The organism is Sphingomonas sp. CCH9-E2 (assembly GCF_001557215.1).
Taxonomy (GTDB): Bacteria; Pseudomonadota; Alphaproteobacteria; order Sphingomonadales; family Sphingomonadaceae; genus Sphingomonas.
Window position 1 is genome coordinate 1 of the sequence record NZ_LSJM01000058.1, and the last position, 18,168, is coordinate 18,168.

Annotated in this window: 19 protein-coding genes, 1 tRNA gene and 1 pseudogene; 5 read left to right on the forward strand and 16 right to left on the reverse strand. The window is 66.6% G+C overall.

Annotated elements, in window-relative coordinates; genetic code table 11:
- The 6 genes and pseudogenes from AX681_RS03270 to cyoA form a co-directional block, all read right to left on the reverse strand.
- Window positions 1-816 (reverse strand): annotated as a pseudogene (locus tag AX681_RS03270) (sensor histidine kinase); the annotation flags it as partial.
- Complete coding sequence (locus AX681_RS03275; protein WP_066657471.1) at window positions 813-1,487, reverse strand: SURF1 family protein; 675 nt, start codon at window positions 1,485-1,487, stop codon at window positions 813-815. The pseudogene AX681_RS03270 and the gene AX681_RS03275, both read right to left, overlap by 4 nt.
- 35 nt (window positions 1,488-1,522) lie before the next feature.
- Window positions 1,523-1,885, reverse strand: a complete 363-nt coding sequence (gene cyoD, locus AX681_RS03280; RefSeq protein WP_066657356.1) for a cytochrome o ubiquinol oxidase subunit IV — start codon at window positions 1,883-1,885, stop codon at window positions 1,523-1,525.
- Window positions 1,882-2,508, reverse strand: a complete 627-nt coding sequence (cyoC, locus tag AX681_RS03285; protein ID WP_066657354.1) for a cytochrome o ubiquinol oxidase subunit III — start codon at window positions 2,506-2,508, stop codon at window positions 1,882-1,884. The genes cyoD and cyoC overlap by 4 nt, the downstream gene beginning before the upstream one ends.
- Window positions 2,505-4,523: a cytochrome o ubiquinol oxidase subunit I gene (gene cyoB, locus AX681_RS03290; RefSeq protein ID WP_231733667.1), complete on the reverse strand. Its 2,019-nt coding sequence runs from the start codon at window positions 4,521-4,523 to the stop codon at window positions 2,505-2,507. The genes cyoC and cyoB overlap by 4 nt, the downstream gene beginning before the upstream one ends.
- An 8-nt stretch (window positions 4,524-4,531) precedes the next feature.
- The gene (gene cyoA / locus AX681_RS03295; protein WP_066657343.1) at window positions 4,532-5,722 is read right to left on the reverse strand and encodes a ubiquinol oxidase subunit II; all 1,191 of its coding nucleotides are present in this window, start codon (window positions 5,720-5,722) and stop codon (window positions 4,532-4,534) included.
- 160 nt (window positions 5,723-5,882) lie between these two features.
- Here cyoA and AX681_RS03300 point away from each other — a divergent pair, with 160 nt between their 5' ends.
- Window positions 5,883-7,220: an MFS transporter gene (locus tag AX681_RS03300; protein WP_066657340.1), complete on the forward strand. Its 1,338-nt coding sequence runs from the start codon at window positions 5,883-5,885 to the stop codon at window positions 7,218-7,220.
- 6 nt (window positions 7,221-7,226) lie between these two features.
- On the opposite strand, the gene AX681_RS03305 is transcribed toward AX681_RS03300, so the two are convergent.
- The gene (locus tag AX681_RS03305; RefSeq protein WP_066657336.1) at window positions 7,227-7,865 is read right to left on the reverse strand and encodes a PilZ domain-containing protein; all 639 of its coding nucleotides are present in this window, start codon (window positions 7,863-7,865) and stop codon (window positions 7,227-7,229) included.
- A gap of 201 nt (window positions 7,866-8,066) precedes the next feature.
- Here AX681_RS03305 and AX681_RS03310 point away from each other — a divergent pair.
- Together AX681_RS03310 and AX681_RS03315 are read left to right on the forward strand one after the other, a co-directional pair.
- Window positions 8,067-8,140, forward strand: a tRNA-Gly gene (locus AX681_RS03310).
- 57 nt (window positions 8,141-8,197) lie between these two features.
- Window positions 8,198-10,270: an amidohydrolase family protein gene (locus AX681_RS03315; protein WP_066681796.1), complete on the forward strand. Its 2,073-nt coding sequence runs from the start codon at window positions 8,198-8,200 to the stop codon at window positions 10,268-10,270.
- A 47-nt stretch (window positions 10,271-10,317) separates the two neighbouring features.
- Here AX681_RS03315 and glmS read toward each other — a convergent pair whose 3' ends face one another.
- The 5 genes from glmS to glmU are packed head-to-tail and all read right to left on the reverse strand — an operon-like array spanning window position 10,318 to window position 14,590.
- Window positions 10,318-12,141, reverse strand: coding sequence for a glutamine--fructose-6-phosphate transaminase (isomerizing) (gene glmS, locus AX681_RS03320; protein WP_066664223.1), 1,824 nt, complete (start codon window positions 12,139-12,141; stop codon window positions 10,318-10,320).
- A gap of 17 nt (window positions 12,142-12,158) precedes the next feature.
- On the reverse strand, window positions 12,159-12,539 hold the full coding sequence (locus tag AX681_RS03325; RefSeq protein ID WP_066664221.1) for a type II toxin-antitoxin system VapC family toxin: 381 nt from the start codon (window positions 12,537-12,539) through the stop codon (window positions 12,159-12,161).
- The gene (locus AX681_RS03330; protein WP_066681799.1) at window positions 12,536-12,898 is read right to left on the reverse strand and encodes a ribbon-helix-helix domain-containing protein; all 363 of its coding nucleotides are present in this window, start codon (window positions 12,896-12,898) and stop codon (window positions 12,536-12,538) included. The genes AX681_RS03325 and AX681_RS03330 overlap by 4 nt, the downstream gene beginning before the upstream one ends.
- Before the next feature lie 31 nt (window positions 12,899-12,929).
- A complete protein-coding gene (locus AX681_RS03335) occupies window positions 12,930-13,241 on the reverse strand; it encodes a hypothetical protein (RefSeq protein ID WP_066662468.1) in 312 nt (103 codons plus the stop codon).
- The gene (gene glmU, locus AX681_RS03340; RefSeq protein ID WP_066662484.1) at window positions 13,238-14,590 is read right to left on the reverse strand and encodes a bifunctional UDP-N-acetylglucosamine diphosphorylase/glucosamine-1-phosphate N-acetyltransferase GlmU; all 1,353 of its coding nucleotides are present in this window, start codon (window positions 14,588-14,590) and stop codon (window positions 13,238-13,240) included. The genes AX681_RS03335 and glmU overlap by 4 nt, the downstream gene beginning before the upstream one ends.
- A 77-nt stretch (window positions 14,591-14,667) precedes the next feature.
- Between glmU and AX681_RS03345 the strand changes: the two genes are divergently transcribed.
- The gene (locus AX681_RS03345) at window positions 14,668-15,381 is read left to right on the forward strand and encodes an HAD-IA family hydrolase (RefSeq protein WP_066662486.1); all 714 of its coding nucleotides are present in this window, start codon (window positions 14,668-14,670) and stop codon (window positions 15,379-15,381) included.
- Here the strand turns inward: AX681_RS03345 and AX681_RS03350 are convergent.
- From AX681_RS03350 to AX681_RS03365, 4 genes are read right to left on the reverse strand one after another with little or no spacing between them, the layout of a single operon-like run.
- Window positions 15,326-16,366 (reverse strand): nucleotidyltransferase domain-containing protein, encoded by a 1,041-nt coding sequence (locus AX681_RS03350; RefSeq protein WP_066662488.1) that lies wholly within the window; start codon window positions 16,364-16,366, stop codon window positions 15,326-15,328. The genes AX681_RS03345 and AX681_RS03350 overlap by 56 nt on opposite strands.
- Entirely contained in the window at window positions 16,363-17,226 is an 864-nt protein-coding gene (locus AX681_RS03355) for an HprK-related kinase A (protein WP_066662495.1), read from the reverse strand. Before AX681_RS03355 ends, AX681_RS03350 begins: the two co-directional genes overlap by 4 nt.
- Complete coding sequence (locus tag AX681_RS03360; protein ID WP_066662497.1) at window positions 17,226-17,492, reverse strand: HPr-rel-A system PqqD family peptide chaperone; 267 nt, start codon at window positions 17,490-17,492, stop codon at window positions 17,226-17,228. Before AX681_RS03360 ends, AX681_RS03355 begins: the two co-directional genes overlap by 1 nt.
- 6 nt (window positions 17,493-17,498) lie before the next feature.
- Window positions 17,499-17,900 carry a hypothetical protein gene (locus AX681_RS03365; RefSeq protein WP_066662501.1) on the reverse strand — a complete coding sequence of 134 codons (402 nt, stop codon included), beginning with the start codon at window positions 17,898-17,900 and terminating at the stop codon, window positions 17,499-17,501.
- A 71-nt stretch (window positions 17,901-17,971) separates the two neighbouring features.
- Here AX681_RS03365 and AX681_RS03370 point away from each other — a divergent pair.
- Window positions 17,972-18,168, forward strand: a 197-nt coding sequence (locus AX681_RS03370; RefSeq protein WP_156456026.1) for a hypothetical protein, incomplete at its 3' end; no start/stop codon positions are given.

The window sequence follows — 18,168 nt, forward strand, 5'->3', positions numbered from 1 at the left end:
CATCAGGATGCCGCTGACGATCGCCTTGCACCGCCGAACCGCCCCGTCCATCTCGGCCAGTTCCTGCTGCAGTTCGGAATCGTCCCTGAGGCGCGGCATCGCGCGCCAATCCCCGATCGCGACCGACAGCAGCGACAGCGGCGTCCCCAGCTCATGCGCCGCGCCCGAGGCGAGCAGGCCCATGCGCACGATATGATCCTCCTCCGCCGCGCGCTGGCGGACAGCGGCGAGCGCGGCGTCGTGGGTGCGCAGATTGCGGCTGATCTGGCCGATAAAGACCACCAGCAGCACCGCGATCAGCACGAAACAGACGAACCCGCCGAACAGGTACAGATTGACCGGATCGACCGGCAGATTGGCCGGGAGCACCAGCGGCGTCGGATCGAGCGCGAGGATGCCCAGCGCGATCAGCGTCGCGGCGACGATCGTCCAGGGATAATGCGGCCGCAACAGCACCGCGCCAAGCACGATGTGCAGCAGGAACAAGGCCGCGAACGGATTGGTGATCCCGCCCGACAGGCTGAGCTGCACCGTCAGCGCGCCGACATCGAACAGGAGGGCGGCGGCCAGCGCGCCGTCGCTGAAGCGCGCGCCGCTGGCGATCAGCACATGGCTGGCGATGTTGAGCGCGGCGAGCGTCGCGGTGGACATGAGCAGCTGCGTCATCGGCAGGTCGATGCCGAGCGCGAACTTCACCACCGCGACGGTCACCAGCTGTCCGCCCACCGCCAACCAGCGCAATTGCGTGAGCAACAGCATGTTGCGCCGCCCCGCATCCGCCGGCTGAAAGGCGGGCTCAAGGATCTGCCGGTTCACGCGTCCTTGTTGGGCGCAACCGCCGCTTTGCGCAACACCAGCCAGATAGCGCCGAGCGACAGCAACGCCAGCGCGAACCAGGTCAGCGCATAGCCCAGATGATTGTCGGAAAAGCGCAGCACGGTCAGTCCGCCGCGCGGCCACCCGCCCGGATTGGGCGCGGCGTCGGCGTCGATGAAATAGGGCGCTGGGTTGTTCAGCCCCCGCGCGGCGGCGACCGCGGCGACATCGCGCGAATACCAATTGTCCGCCGCAGGATCGTTGCTGCGCAGGAAGCCGCCGCCCGGCTCGGTCACGCGCAGCAGGCCGGTGACGGTCACCGGCCCCACCCCATTCCCCGCAGCGCGGCTGGCGGCGTCGCGCCGGTCGGGCGGGACGAACCCGCGATTGACCAGCACGGTGAAGCGCCCGGTATCGAGCGGGGTGACGACCCAATAGCCGCTGCCCAGATCGCTGACCGCGCGCACCAGCGTTTCGCGGTCGTGCAGGAACCGGCCCGTCACCCGAACGCGGCGATAGGCGTCCGCCTCGGCACTCACCGCAACCCCCGGAGCCGGCGCGGCGACCGGCGCCGCGGTGCTGCGCGTCTCGACCGCGTCGATCAGCGCATGCTTCCACGCCCGCCGCTCGACCTGCCAGATGCCCAGCGCCACGAACCCGGCGGCGAGCATCAGCAGCAGCGCCGCTGGAACGGCGCGCCGGAGCTTCACGGGACCTGCTGCTCCAGATGCTGCGGCATCATGTTGCTGTTGAGGTGATGCATGACCCACAGCGATCCGGCGAGCATGATGAAGATCACGATCACGGTGAACACCAGCGAGGTGAGCGTCCAGCCGCCTTCGGACTTGGGGTTCATGTGCAGGAAGAAGATCATGTGGACTATGATCTGCACCACCGCAAAGCCCATGATGACCGCCGCCGTCACCCCGGCGCTGAGCGGCATCGTCATCACCAGCCAGAACGGGATCGCGGTCAGGATCACCGACAGGACGAAACCGATCACATAATCGCGCAGCGTCGCGTGCGGCAGCTCGGCGACGGTGTGGTGCTCGTCATGGTGCGCGCTCATCGCAGCATCCCCATCAGATAGACAAAGGTGAAGACGCCGATCCAGATGACGTCGAGGAAGTGCCAGAACATGCCAAGGCACGCGACCCGGCGCTGATTGGCGGGGATCAGCCCCTTGCGCCCCAGCTGGACCATCAGCGTCACCAGCCAGATCAGGCCGAAGGTGACATGCAGGCCGTGGGTGCCGACCAGAGTGAAGAAGGCCGACAGGAACGCGCTGCGCTGGGGCGTCGCGCCCAGTTCGATCAGATGGTGGAACTCATACAGTTCGATGCCCAGGAACGCCGCGCCGAACAGGCCGGTGACGGCCAGCCAGCCCTGTGTCGCGCGCACCTTGCCCAGCTGCATCGACAGCATCGCAAAGCCATAGGTGATCGACGAGAACAGCAGCATCGCGGTGTTGAGCGCGATCAGCTTCAGGTCGAACAGGTCCTTCGGCCCCGGCCCTGCCGCGTAATTGCCGCCGAGCACCGCGTAACAGGCGAACAGGATCGCAAAGATGAGACAGTCGCTCATCAGATAGATCCAGAAGCCCAGCATCGTGCTATGCCCCTCGGGGTGCGGATGCTCCTCCAGCTCGTAAAAGACGGGGGGCGTGTTGGGGTCTGCGATCACGGCGGTCATGCTGCGGCTCCGGCGGCCAGCTGGCGGGTGCGGGCGTCCTCCACCGTAGCGACGGTCGCCGCCGGGATGTGGAAGTCGCGGTCATAGTTGAAGGTATGGATGATCGCGGTCGCGAGCAGCGCGACGAACGCCGCGATCACCAGCCACCAGATATGCCACACCAGCGCAAAGCCGATCACCAGGCTGATGCCCGACAGGATGATCCCGGCACCGGTCGGGCGCGGCATATGAATGTCGCGGAAGCCGTCGACAGGGCGCGCGGCATTGCGCTTCTTCATGTCGTACCACGCGTCCAGGTCGTGGATGCGCGGGGTGAACGCGAAGTTGTACTCCGGCGGGGGCGAACTGGTCGCCCACTCCAGCGTGCGACCGTTCCACGGGTCGCCATCGACCTTCAGCTCCTCGCGCTTCCAGATGCTGACCGCGAACTGGACCAGCATCGCGAAGATGCCGACCGCGATCGTCGCCGCGCCAATGCCGGCGATGATGAACCAGATCTGCAAGGACGGATCGTCGAACACCCGCATCCGGCGCGTCACGCCCATCAGGCCGAGGATGTAGAGCGGCGCGAAAGCGAGCCAGAAGCCCACGACCCAGCACCAGAAGGAGACCAGGCCCCACTTCTTGTCGAGCTTGAACCCGAACGCCTTGGGCCACCAATAGTTGATCGCCGCGAACAGGCCGAACAGCACGCCGCCGATGATCACGTTATGGAAGTGCGCGATCAGGAACAGCGAGTTGTGCAGCACGAAGTCCGCCGGCGGCACCGCGAGCAGCACCCCGGTCATGCCGCCGATGGTGAAGGTCAGCATGAACGCGATCGTCCACATCATCGGCAGCTCGAACCGGATGCGCCCGCGATACATGGTGAACAGCCAGTTGAAGAGCTTCGCCCCCGTCGGGATCGAGATCACCATCGTCGTGATGCCGAAGAAGCTGTTGACGCTCGCCCCCGACCCCATGGTGAAGAAGTGGTGGAGCCACACGACGTACGACAGGATCGTGATGACCACCGTCGCATAGACCATCGAGGTATAGCCGAAGAGCCGCTTGCCCGAGAAGGTCGAGGTGACTTCGCTGAACACGCCGAACAGCGGCAGGATCAGGATGTAGACCTCAGGATGACCCCAGATCCAGATCAGGTTCACGTACATCATCGACGATCCGCCGAAGTCGTTCGTGAAGAAGTTGGTGCCGGCATAACGGTCGAGCCCGAGCAGCGCGAGCACGGCGGTAAGCACCGGGAAACTGGCGACGATCAGGATGTTGGCGCACAGCGACGTCCAGGTGAACACCGGCATCTTCATCAGGCCCATGCCCGGTGCGCGCAGCTTCAGGATGGTGACGATCAGGTTGATGCCGGACAATGTCGTCCCAACGCCCGCTATCTGGAGCGACCATATATAGTAATCGACGCCCACATTCGGGCTGTAGGTAATCCCCGACAGCGGCGGATAGGCGAGCCATCCGGTCTGGGCGTACTCCCCGACGAACAGCGACACCATCGTCAGCGCCGCGCCCGCCGCGGTCATCCAGAAGCTGAAATTGTTGAGGAACGGGAAGCTGACGTCGCGCGCGCCGATCTGCAGCGGGACGACATAGTTCATCAGGCCGGTGATGAACGGCATCGCTACGAAGAAGATCATGATCACGCCATGGGCGGTGAAGATCTGGTCGTAGTGATGCGCGTTGAGATAGCCTTCGTTCCCGCCGAACGCCATCGCCTGTTGCAACCGCATCATGATCGCATCGGCAAAGCCGCGCAGGAACATGATGAGGCCCAGGACCATGTACATGATCCCGATCTTCTTGTGGTCCACGCTCGTGAACCACTCCTTCCACAGATAGCCCCACAGTCGATACTTCGTCAGCAGCGCCAGCATCGCGAGGCCACCGATCGCGACCACCGCAAAGGTGACGATCAGGATCGGTTCGTGCAGCGGGATCGAGTCGAGCGACAGGCGGCCGAAGATCGGATCGACCGACGGGGAGGGATGCGCAATGGGATCGGACACGGGCTTGCTCAGCTTTCCGGAAGGGCGGGAAGGTCGGTCATCGCGGTGCGCGCGACCGGCGGGGTCGACTGGCGCACGCGCGACAGGCCGGCGCCGGTCAGCGGGGTGCTGTCCACCGGCTTGGGATCGGGACCGGTCATCGGCACCATCGGCGTGGTGCAGACGGCGGCGACATAGCGGGTGTTAAGCGTCGGCAGCGTGCCGCGCGCGGCGAACTTGTCATAGGCAAGGTCGCGGACATTGTAGGTGCCGGCAAGGCCCAGCCCGCCCTTTGCGTCGATCGCCATCATGTCGTGCATGCACATCTTGCCCGGCTCGACGCACAGGTTGACGACGCGGTCGAACAAGTTCGGTTCGACCTGTGCAAAGCGGCGCACCGGCTCCTTTTCGCTTGGGCGTTCGAGCTTGAGATAGGTCGCACGGTCGAGCGGCTTGGCATTGCCCTTCACCTGCGCCACCCATTCATCGAACTTGCCGCGCTCCATGCTCTTTGCGGCGAAGCGCATGTTGGAGAAGCCGGCGCCCGAATAGTTGGCGGAGAAGCCGACGAAATTGCCGGTCTCGTTGAAGATGCCGTGCAGCTTGGTCTCCATGCCCGGCATCGCGTAGATCTGCCCCGCCAGCGCCGGGATGTAGAAGCTGTTCATCACGGTCGAGGACGCGATGCGGAAACGGATCGGGCGATCCACGGGTGCGGCGAACTCGTTCACCGTCGCGATCCCCTGTTCGGGGTAAATGAACAGCCATTTCCAGTCGAGTGCGACGACCTGAACCTCCAGCGGCTTTTCGCGATCGGGGACCGGTGCGCCGGGCGCTTCCGCCTTGGGTGCGGCGAGCGGGCGATAGGGGTCGAGCAAGTGGGTCCCGACCCAGGTCAGCGCGCCGAGGCAGATGATGATCAGCAGCGGCGCGGCCCAGATCACCAGCTCCAGCTGGGTCGAATGGTCCCAGTCGGGATCATAGGCCGCATCCTGGTTCGCCGCGCGGTACTTGAACGCAAAGAACACCGTCAGCGCCATCACGGGCACGATGATCAGCAGCATCAGCGCGGTGGAGATCATCACCAGATTGCCCTGCTGCCGCGCCACTTCACCGGCGGGGTTGAGGACGATCAGCCCACAGCCGGACAGCAACGGCAGCGCGGCGAGCGCCAGCAGGGGGCGGAGGCGATGGCGGAATCGGACAGGGTTCTGGGCCATGATCCGCGCCTACGCCCCTGCCCCCGGCGCGCACATAGGACATTTTGTCCAATCCCTTGATGCCCATCAATGCAGCAGTGCGTTTTCGCTGCGGGAAGCCGACACTGTTCCGCATCTAGTGAGTCGCGCCGCGTGAGCGGGGCAAGCCGGGAAGACTGGAATGAGCGCCGAAACCGTCCCCACGACCGAAGCCGAGCGCGATGCGCGCGCGGTCAATTCCGACGGCCCGCGGGACGGGCACAAGATCGCGCCGGGCGAGATCGCGATCGGCGTCGTCATCGGGCGCACGTCCGAATTTTTCGACTTTTTCGTCTATGCCATCGCGTCGGTGCTGGTATTCCCGTCGCTGGTGTTCCCCCACCTCGACCCGCTGCAGGGGACGCTGTGGTCGTTCGCGATCTTTGCGCTCGCATTTGTCGCGCGGCCGGTCGGCACGATGATCTTCACCGCGATCGACCGCGCCTATGGCCGGGGTGCCAAGCTCACCATCGCGCTGTTCCTGCTCGGCGGATCGACCGCGGCGATCGCCTTCCTGCCCGGCTATGCGTCGATCGGTATCGGGTCGGCGCTGCTGCTCGCGCTGTTCCGCATGGGTCAGGGCGTGGCGCTGGGCGGATCGTGGGACGGCCTTGCGTCGCTGCTCGCCCTCAACGCGCCGGAGGGCAAGCGTGGCTGGTATGCAATGGTGCCGCAGCTGGGCGCGCCGCTCGGCCTGATCGTCGCCAGCCTGCTCTTCATGTTCCTGATCGCCGCCCTGCCCGCACAGGATTTCCTCGACTGGGGCTGGCGCTACCCGTTCTTCGTCGCGTTCGCGATCAACGTCGTGGCGCTGTTCGCGCGCCTGCGCATCGTGGTGACGCCCGAATATGCCACCCTGTTCGAACGCCGCGAACTGCAGCCGGCACCGTTGACCGAAACGATCCGCTCGGAATGGCGCACGATCATCCTCGGCGCCTTCGCCCCGCTGGCGAGCTTTGCCATGTTCCACATGGTCACTGTGTTCCCGCTGTCTTGGGTGTTCCTGTACACGGAGGAATCGCCGGTCCGCTTCCTCGCGATCGAGGCGGTCGCCGCCGCGCTCGGCGTCGGTGCGATCATCGCCTCGGGCTATCTCGCCGACCGTGTCGGGCGTCGCACCGTGCTCGCCGCCACCGCCGCCGCGATCGCCGCGTTCAGCGGGTTCGCCCCGCAGCTGCTGGAAATGGGCGAAGCCGGCGAAGCGGCGTTCATGCTGCTCGGCTTTGCCCTGCTCGGCCTGTCGTTCGGCCAGTCGTCGGGCGCGCTGTCGGCCAGCTTCCAGCAGCGTCACCGCTATACCGGGTCGTCGCTGACGTCCGACCTTGCCTGGCTGTTCGGCGCGGGCTTCGCGCCGCTGGCAGCGCTGTGGCTGTCGTCGGAATTCGGTCTGCTGGCGGCCGGTGCCTATCTGTTGTCGGGCGCAGTCGGCACGCTGGTCGCGCTGTGGCTCAACCGCGAGCTGGGTCGCACGATCGACTGAGCGCACTCACGCGGCGCGGATATTGCCCGGTTCCGCGCAGTGGGTTGCGATCCATTGCGCCACGCGCGCCAGCCGCAATGCACTGGTGAAGATCAGCCCGATCCGCTCGCCGCGCACCCAGCGGACATGCGCGCCCAGCGTTCCGATGCCGGCAATGTCGATCTCCACGCCCTGGCCCAGTTCCACGGGCAGGTCGGTCTCGACCTTTGCCCCGCCCTGCGACAGGTCGATCAGCGGCACCAGATGCCACACCGCCCCGATCCGCAATCGCGCGCGCATCGCCGTGGTCACGCGCGGACAGCGCGGCAACTGATCGGGCAGCAGCACATGATGCTCGTGCAGATAGGCGTGCACGTCGATCGCGTCGTCGAACGCGATCCCCGCTTGCCCAGCCTGGAACCAGCGCACCACCCCGGCGATCGGATCGCAGACCTTGGGCTCGATCCGCACCCGGGTGCCCGGTTCCAGAGGGGCATAGAGTTCGAGCATCATCCCGCCCGGTCCGATGTTACGGATCAGGCAGAGGTGTTGCGCGTCGTCTTGCGTGAGCAGGCGTGCGACCTGGAACAGGGTGGTGGTGCGGTCACCGGCACGGCGGTCGTCGCTCAACTTCAGGCATGTGTCCGCCACATCATCGACATTCACGGGCGTCGCTCCCGCGAGCAGGCGTTCACCGAAGAAAGAGTGCTCGCAGCTCCAGCTCCGGCCTCATCAATTCCCTGCGGCCAGGCTACCCACATTATTGATAGCGAAGCGTTGCCGGCTCTGGATAACGCCGGATTAGCCGCGGCATGCGCGCGATCATCCTTGACAAGGACGCGCAAACCACCGATTTCGGCGCGCCTCGCGGGTGTAGCTCAATGGTAGAGCAGGAGCTTCCCAAGCTCACGACGAGGGTTCGATTCCCTTCACCCGCTCCAATCTTGCATCGCTGTCGCCATTGCTCCTACCAAGTAGCGAACTTGGGGGGAGACACGATGATGCGCATGATCCTGGTCGCGGCACTGCTGGCGACGACCGCTCCGGCTTTCGCCCACCGGCATCCGGATCCCGCCCCACCAACACAGTCGAAGCCGGTTCCCAAGGAAGATCTGCTCAAGCCCCCGGCCGATGCCGCCGAATATGTCGTGGCATCCGAATCCGGACAGCATGGCAGCCAGTGGCGCTGGCAGCTGCCCGACGGGCGCGTCGCCTATCGCTGGTCGCAGGAGCTGCGCGGCTGGATCACCGAGATGGATCAGGTCACGACCTTCGCCAAGGACGGCAGCATCGCCGCGATGACGGTGCGCGGCGTGACCATGTCCGGCGACGCGGCGGAGGAATATCGCGTGACTGGCGGCCGCGCGACGTGGAAGACCGCCACCGACGCCGGGGAGGCGCCCGCCAATGGCTGGTACATCCCGGCGGGCGGGGTCGGCATCGCCTTCGCGCCGATCATCGACGCCTTGGCAGCGGCGGGTGATGCGGGCGTCGCCTTCCTCCCCGGCGGGCGCGGGCGCATGACCTTTGGCGGGACGCAAGTGATCCAAGGGCCGGCCGGGCCCAAGACCGTCCAGCTCGCCTTTATCAGCGGCATCCTGCCCTCCCCCGTTCCCGTCTGGCTGGACGACAAGCAGCGCTATTTCGCAGACATCAGCTTCATCTCGGTCATTCCCAAGGGCTATGAGCGCGCGCTGAAGCAGCTGCGCGACGCGCAGGACGCCGCGACGGCGCAGGCGGTGACGACCATCGCCAAGCGCTTCCTCGATCCCGCAGCCAAAGCACCGGTGCTGTTCGACAATGTGCGCCTGTTCGACGCCGACAAGGGCGTGTTCCTGCCCGACCGCGCGGTGCTGGCACAGGACGGCAAGATCGCGGCGATCGGCGCGGCGGGGTCACTCACGGCGCCGGCCGGTGCACGCACGATCGACGGGCGCGGCAAGACCCTCGTTCCCGGAATCTGGGACAGCCACCTCCATATCGGCGACGACTGGAGCGTGCTGTCGAACATGGCGAACGGCATCACCAGCTTTCGCAGCCCCGGCACCAATTTCGACCGCGCGGTCGAGGCGACCCGGCGGCGCGGCGAAGGCACGCTGTTGATGGGCGAGCCGTTCATCTCGGTCATCATCGACAAGAAGGACCCGCTGGCGGCCCAAGGTGCCGAAGTCGTTAGCAGTGTCGAGGAGACGATCGCCACCGTCCGCCGGATCAAGCAGGCGGGATTGTGGGGCGTCAAATTCTACACCTCGATGAACCCGGCATGGATCGCGCCCGCTGCGGCCGAGGCGCACCGGCTGGGCCTGCACGTCCATGGCCATGTCCCGGCGACGATGAAGCCGAGCGAGGCGGTCGCGGCGGGCTATGACGAGCTGACCCACCTCAATTTCGTGGTGATGGAGTCGATGCCAAAGGCGGTGATCGACAAGGCGAACACGCGGCAGCGGATGGAGGGGCCGGCGCGCTACTTCAAGGATGTCGATCTGAACGCCCCCCTGATGACCGGCTTCGTCGCCGATCTGGCGCGGCGCAAGACGGTGGTCGATCCCACCATCGTGATCTTCGAAGGCATGCTGACCCAGGATGGCGGCACCCCGCATCCGGCCTATGCGCCCTATATGGGCATCATCTCGCCGGTCATCGAGCGGTCGGCGTTCACCAGCGGCGGCTATCCGCTGGTCGAGGGGCTGACCCGCGACGATTACCGCAAAAGCTATGCGAAGATGGTCGAGCTGGTCGGGCGGTTGCACAAGGCCGACGTGCCGGTGGTCGCAGGGACCGATGGCTGGGGCATCGAACTGGTGCGCGAGCTGGAAATCTATCAGCAAGCCGGGTTCAGCGCGGCGGAGGCGCTGCAAAGCGCGACCATCGTTCCCGCGCGCGTCGTCGGCGCCGACAAGCGGACCGGATCGATCGCGGTGGGCAAGGAAGCCGATATGGTGCTGGTCGACGGCGACCCCTCGACCGAACTCGGCGCACTGCGCCGCGTCGTCACCGTAGTCAGCGACGGCTATGTCATGGACGCCGCCGAACTGCGCAGGGCGGCGGGGTATAGCGGGATGCCGAAGTAGCGACGGCAGCGGGGGCGGGTTGCCGCCCCCGCCTCGTCATTCCAAGGTCACTCCACCGTGACCGACTTGGCGAGGTTGCGGGGCTGGTCGACGTCCGTGCCCTTCGCCACCGCGACGTGGTAGGCGAGCAGTTGCACCGGCACGGCATAGACGATCGGTGCGATCAGCGGGTGAACGCGGGGCATCTCGATCGTCGCGAGGCAGTTGTCGCCCGCAGCAGCAATACCTTCCGCGTCGGAGATCAGCACCACCTTGCCGCCGCGCGCCTGGACCTCCTGCATGTTGCTGACGGTCTTTTCGAACAGCGGCCCGCTCGGCGCGATGACGATGACGGGGACATTTTCGTCGATCAGCGCGATCGGGCCGTGCTTCATCTCGCCTGCGGCATAGCCTTCGGCGTGGATATAGCTGATTTCCTTGAGCTTCAGCGCGCCTTCCATCGCCAGCGGATAGTCGGTGCCACGGCCGAGATAGAGCACGTCGCGCGCGCCGGCGACGCTGCCGGCCATCGCCTCGATCGCCTCGTCGCGGCTGAGCGCATCGTTGAGCGCGGCGGGGGCTTCGGCGAGGTGGAGGACGATTTCCTTCTCCTCGGCGCGGTCCATCCGCCCCTTCGCCTTGGCCAGGTTCGCGGCGAGCGCGGCGAGCACCGCGAGCTGGCAGGTAAACGCCTTGGTCGATGCGACGCCGATCTCCGGCCCGGCATGGGTGGGGAGCAGCAGGTCCGCCTCACGCGCCATCGTGCTGGTCGGCACGTTGACGACGGCGGCGATCGTCTGCCCCTCCGCCTTGGCGTGGCGCAGCGCGGCGAGCGTGTCGGCGGTTTCGCCCGACTGGCTGATGACGATCATCAGCCCACCCGGCTCCATCACCGGCGCGCGGTAGCGGAACTCGGATGCGACATCGATATCGACCGCGACGCGCGCGAACTGCTCGAACCAGTATTTGGCGACCATCCCGGCATAATAGCTGGTGCCGCATGCGACGATGGTGACGCGGCGGATCGCGGACAGGTCGAATTCGGGGATCGGAAGCGTCACTTCCTCTTCGAGCCGCTGGAGATAGCCGCGCAGCGTCTGTGCCACGACGATCGGCTGCTCGTAGATCTCCTTCGCCATAAAGTGGCGGTGATTGCCCTTGTCGATCAGCTGGCCCGATGCGCCCGAATTGACGATCGGGCGATCGACGGCATTATTCTCGACATCATAGACCTGCGCGCCGTCGCGGGTGAGGACGACCCAGTCGCCCTCCTCGAGGTAAGAGATGCGCTGGGTCAGCGGTGCGAGCGCGAGCGCGTCGGAGCCGAGATAGGTCTCCCCTTCCCCGTACCCCACGACCAGCGGCGAACCGAGCCGCGCACCGATCAGCATGTCGGGATGGCTGCGGAACAGGATCGCAAGCGCGAAAGCGCCGTGCAGGCGCGGGAGCACCGCCTTGACCGCCGCGACCGGATCGAGCCCGGCCTCGACCTGCTCGCTCACCAGGTGCGCGACGATCTCGGTATCGGTCTCGCTCTCGAACACGCGGCCGCGCGCGAGCAGCTCTTCGCGCAGCGGCTTGAAATTCTCGATGATCCCGTTGTGGACCAAGGCGACCTCACCCGTCGCGTGCGGGTGGGCGTTGTTGGTGGTCGGGCCGCCATGCGTTGCCCAGCGGGTGTGCGCGATGCCGACAGTGCCGGGCAACGGGTCCTCGGCCAGCACCTTGCCCAGGTTGACCAGCTTTCCCGATGCGCGGCGGCGCGCAATCCCGCCATCGACGATGGTCGCGATCCCGGCCGAGTCATAGCCGCGATATTCCAGCCGCTTCAGGCCATCGAGCAGCCGATCGGCAACGGCGTCATTGCCCAGGATTCCAACGATTCCACACATGGGGTCTGCTCTCGACTCTAGAGGGTATAGGGGACGCGGATCCCCGGCATGTTTGCCGGAAAATCCCTGGTGTTACGAGTGACGAGGACGCGGCCGCGCAGCATCGCGGTGGCGAGGATGACAGCATCGGGCGAACGCAACCGCTGACGCTCCCGACGCAGGCTGGCGGCGCGGGTCGCGATCTCGACATCCATTTCGTCGATGCCGAAACCGGAGAGCAAGATTTCCGCGCGGCGGAGGCCCTCGCCCGATCCCTTGGATAGCACTTCGATCCACACCATGCGGCTGATCCACGCGCGCGCGCCGCCCGACGTCGCGCGGCGCAGTTCGTCGCGCGCAGGCTCCAGGCCCTTGAGCGCGTCGATCAGGATATTGGAATCGAACGCGAAGCCGCTCACGTGGCGGGCTTCTTCGGATCGGGGTAACGCCCCTTGCCCATGTCGAGATAGATTTGGCGCTGACGATCGTCTTCCGCGTCGAAGAGGTCGGGAAACTCCGCCTTCACCTCTTCATAGTCATCGTCCCACGGGCGGGTCCAGGACGCGCGTTCCCGCCGCTGCCATTCAACGGCATCCCCGATATCGTCGCGATCCTTCCACGCGCCGAACCCGATCTCCAGCCAGTCCTTCGGCGCCTCGGCCTTGTAGGCTGCGACGGCTTCACGCAGCACCGACGCGCGCGACTTACCCTGCTCGGCAGCGCGCTGGTCGAGCCACTTGATGTCCTCATCGGGCAGATCGGCAAGGATGCGGGTCATTGATATACTGATATCATATCATGATATCATGTCAATGCGGGAACTTGCTGTCGACGAAGTTGCGCACGAACTCGACCGGGTCGGGCTCATGCCCCTGCGCGGCGATGAACCGCGCGCGGCCCTTGGTCCAGACTTCGTTGATCGCGCCCGCCATACCGTCGGGGAACTGCATCCGCTGCACCACGATCGTCCGCCAGTCGCCGGTCGCACCGAACAGCGCGTGGAACGTCGGCTCCTGCGCCGTGAGCGCCGCATCGCTGTCGGCATCGAGCGCGCCGATGGCGTCGAGGACATAGGCGTCGAGCAGCTTCAGGAACGGCTTGCCCTCATAGATGTCGCTCATTTCGCCGCCTTTCGTGCCGCCATCGCCGCGCGGAACCGCTTGGCCCAGCCGGGGAGGCCGGTCTGTTCGGGGCGGACCAGTGCCAGCGCATCGGCCTCGACGTCCTTGGTCACGACGCTGCCCGCGCCGACGATCGCGCCCTCACCGATGCTGACCGGCGCGACCAGCGCGCTGTTCGACCCGACAAACGCCCCCGCGCCGATCACGGTTGGATATTTGAAGAAGCCGTCATAGTTGCAGGTGATGGTGCCCGCGCCGATATTGGCGCCCTCCCCCACCTGTGCATCGCCCAGATAGGTCAGGTGGTTGGCCTTGGCGCCCTTGCCCAGCACCGCTTTCTTGGTCTCGACGAAATTGCCGATCTTGCTCTTTTCGCCCAGCACCGTGCCGGAGCGCAGCCGGGCATAGGGCCCGACTTCCGCGCCGGTCGCGATTGTCGCGCCCTCGATATGGCAGAAGGCGCGAATGATGACGCCATCGGCGATGGTAACGCCGGGACCGAACACCACGTTCGGCTCGACCGTCACGTCGCGGCCCAGCACCGTGTCATGCGCGAACCACACCGTGTCCGGCGCAACCAGCGTCGCGCCATCGGTCATCGCCTGCGCCCGCCGTGCCGCCTGCCAGCGATCCTCGGCATAGGCGAGTTCGGCGCGGCTGTTGATCCCGATCACCTCATCGGCATCGGTTTCGACCACCACCGCACGGTCGCCATCGGCCAGTGCGAGCATGACGATGTCGGGAAGGTAATATTCGCCCGCCGCATTGTCGTTGCCGACCCGGTCGAGCAGCGGCCACAGGTCGGCCGCGCGCACCGCGGTCACGCCCGAATTGCAGAGGTCGACCGCGCGCTCCTCAGGGCTCGCGTCCTTATACTCGACCATCTTGGCAATCGCGCCGTCGGCATCGGCGATGATCCGGCCATAGGCCTTGGCATCGTCCGGACGGAAGCCCAGCACCGCGACGCGCGGCGCATCCGCCGCATCGAGCCGCGCGGCCATCGCCGCAATCGTCTGCGCCGACAGGAAGGGTGTATCGCCGAACGCGACGATCACGGTTCCGTCGAACCCGGCCAGCGCCTCACGCGCCATCAACGTCGCGTGCGCAGTGCCGAGCTGCTCGGCCTGATGCGCGATCCGCACGCCCAGCGGCGCGACCGCCGCCTCGACCTGTTCACGTCGCGCGCCGACCACGACGACCTTCTCCGCCGCGCCCGCCGCCGCAAAGGCATCGGTCAAATGCAACAGCATCGGCTTGCCCGCGATTCTGTGCAGCACCTTGTGCGTGTCGGACTTCATCCGCGTCCCGCTTCCGGCGGCAAGGATGATCGCGGCGATCGGCTTGGTCATCGAAACTGGACTCCCCTCGCGCGCGGCCCTGCCACGATCATGTTGCAATTTCCATAGCGGCACCGGCATTTGGCGCGATGACCGATGTTCCGTTCGATATCGTCGGGTTCGACCTCGACGGCACGCTGTTCGACACCAGCGCCGACCTGCTCGCCGCGACCAATCATGCGCTCGCGCTGGTCGACCGCCCCACCCTCGCTCCCGACCGGATCAAGTCGATGATCGGCGGCGGGGCGAAGAACATGCTCAAACAGGGGCTGGAGGAATCGGGCGGCTATGACGATGACGTCATGCGCCGGGCCTATCCCGCGCTGCTGGAGTTTTATGGCGAGAACCTGTCGCACGGCACCGTCCCGTTCGCCGGGCTGACGGAAGCGCTCGACGATCTGGAGGCGCGCGGCGTCAAACTCGCCATCGTCACCAACAAGTTCGAACGCTTCGCCACTCGGCTGGCGCGCGAAGTCGGCATCGACCACCGTTTTGCCTGTGTCATCGGCGGCGACACGATGGGGCGCGGTAACGCCAAGCCCTCGGCGGCCCCGATCCACGAAATGATCGCCAGATGCGGCGGCGGGCGCGCGGCATTTGTCGGCGATTCGATCTACGACATCATGGCCGCGAAGAATGCCGGAATCCCCAGCATCGCGGTCAGCTTCGGCTTCCTGATGCAGCCGGTTGCAGAGCTCGGCGCGGACGCGGTGATCGATGGCTATGCCGAACTGGTGCCGACCCTGCTCAGGCTGGGCGATAGCCAGAGCGCCACTTCGTCCACAGATGCCGCGCCAGCATGAGCGGCGGCATCCGCAGCCAATGGCCGCGCAAGTAGAAGCCAAATTCGGTCAGCTTGCGCGTGCGCCGCCCCCAGCCATCGCGGGCGAGCAGGCGGCGTGCAAAGAGCCTGTCGCTTGGACGCGGCCGCAGATCGACGCGGATCGGGCTGAGATAGCCGCTGACCGGGGTATCGAAAATGGTCACGCAGAGCCGCAGCGCGCGCGCGACAGTTCCTTGGAGGCCATGCTCCCAGCTTCGCTCATACAGGCTGAGGTAGTAATCCTCCTGCTCGGCGGAAAATTCGCGGCACAATCGATCAATGTCCCACAGGTTCCGTAAGCCGCCCTGTAAATCGCCATCTGCGAACAGATGCGCAGCGGCGTGAATCACAATGTCTTCGCGTGACAGCACCGACAGGCCATTGCCCAGCGGCACCGCACTGGCGATCAGCGCCGCTGCATCGGGCGTCACCCGCGCGGTCAGCGGCAGGATCGTGTGGTGGACGTCGATCATCCGGTCCCGCTCGCGATGGATCAGCGGCGGCAGTTCGTGCATCCAGCGGCGATAATAGGCGTCGTCATAGGGGTCGGGCTTGACCCATTCCCACCCGGCGGACAGCAGCAGCGCCTCGGCCTCGTCGATCCGGTCACGCGGCACGAGGATGTCGAGATCGCCGATCTGCCGCCCTTGCCCCGACGCCAGCCCGCTGGCGACGAACGCGGTTCCCTTGAGCAGCACGACGGGCATTCCCGACGGCGCCAGCGCCCGCCGCGCCATCTCCGCCTCCCACAACGCCGCCAGCCGCCCCTGTTCCGCCGCCGCGCGCGCGTCCGCCAGTACCCGCGCCGCCGCGGGCGGCATGGCCAGCCCCTCAACCCGGTGCGCCAGGCTGCCGATCAGCGTCTCCGCCCGCGCCGCGCACAGCAACGCCGTCCACCCCGCCGCATCCAGCGCCAGCACCGACGCCGGATCGCGCAGCGCGCGGGCGACCAGCGCGCCGCTCATGCCAGCTTCCCCCATATCCGCTCGACCAGCGCAATCGCACCATCGGTGTCGGGATAGTCGATCGCCCGCGCCGGCACCCCGCGTACGAGGCCGGTCAGCGCATCGAACCCGGCCTCGCCCAGAGCGACATAGTTGGTCGATGCTTGCGTCAGCCGCACGAAACACTCGCTTGGCTCCACCGAACGCTCGGCAACGGCGTGGCCGAAGGCGGGGAACAGGATCAAGGCAGGCCGCACAGGCGCATCCATCGCGGCAATCGCGCGGGCATCGGGGACCAAATGGCGGATATCCCCCTTCGGCGTACCCTTGAGCAACGGCCCCCAGCGCGCATTGGGCAACGCCGCCTCCATCACGCCGATCGCTTCGTTCTTGAGGCTGATCAGCCGCGGAAAGCCGTGCAGCATCCCCGTCACCGGATCGAGCAGCGCGAACTCGTCCCCCATCAGCCGCCACCCGCGCGCCATCAGCAGCGCGGCCAGCGTGGACTTGCCCGCCCCGCTCTCCCCGGTCATCAACAGCGCACGGCCGTCCTTCTCGACCGCCGAGGCGTGGAGCAAAAGATAGCGCCGCTGTCCCAGCGCCATCTGAAGGTTCATCGCCATTTCCGCCGCCAGCACCCCCTGCGCCAGCGGCAGCGGTGCCGCCTCCGGGATCACGAAATCGCCGCCCAGATGCACCGCCGGGCGGATCCAGCGCCGCCACGGCCGCGCGGCGAACAGGCGGACGGTGAAATCCGGGATACCATCCTGCGGGTGCGGATAGTCGCGGTAGAGATCGTCCAGCGCGGCGATCGGCGCGCGCCAGTCGCTGCCGATGCGGAAGCCCACCGGACCGATGCGCAGCATGGTGGCGTGACGCATCAGACGCGCTCCACCAGCCCGGAGGCGACCAGTTCGTCGATGCGCGCGGCGAGTGCATCGCGATCGGGATCGACCAGATCGAACCGCTCGGACAACGCCGCCAGCGCCTGGTCGAGCGTCAGCGGCTCGGCCAGCAGCGCGATCAGCTCGGGCACCGGCGAATCCACCAGATGCGTGATCCCCGACGCGCGGTGATAGATCAGCGTCAGCGCATCGAGCGGTTCAATCCGCAGCGTCGCGGCGGGCGCGGCGCGGTACCGGGTCACGCGGCGTTACCCGCGCGGCATCTGAAGCGATGCGAAACAGGTAAAGCCGCTGGTCCCGCGCTGCAGCCGGCGGATGTAATTGGTATAGGCGCGGCTCTGGTCATAGGTGGTGCCGGGCAGGTTCGCGCCGTTCAGCGCCTGCTTGACCTCTTCGCCCTTGAAGTTGCGGCCAGCCGGCGGGAACGCGCCCGGCGTCCCTGCCGGGACCAGCGAGCCATCGGCGGCGATGTAATTGCCCGCGCGCCCGGCGTCGGGCACCGGAATCTCGCAATTCAGCACCGACCCCGCCGTCTGGGCGAGCGCAGGCTTGATCGACACGATCGCTGACGCACTCGCCGCGCCCAGCATCAGCGCGCGCCGGCTCGAAACTTTCGGCGATCCGTCGTCAGGGGGCGTGGTGTCGGACATATCTGTTCATCTCTCGCACGATCGCCTTTCACAAGTGTGAATCGCGCGTCCGATCGGCTAGGCACGATGGCATGCCCAGCCTGACCAACCCCCGCACCTTCGCCGCGCTGATCGCCATCCTCGTGACCGCAATCGTCGCGTGGATCACCGCCGGGCCGCAAGCGGGCGGCATCGCGCTGGTCGGCGCGACGCTCGCCGCGCTGATCGCCTCGCCCCCGCCGGAGGAGCCGGTGCACGCGATTCCCGGCCCCGACCCCGTCAGCACCGC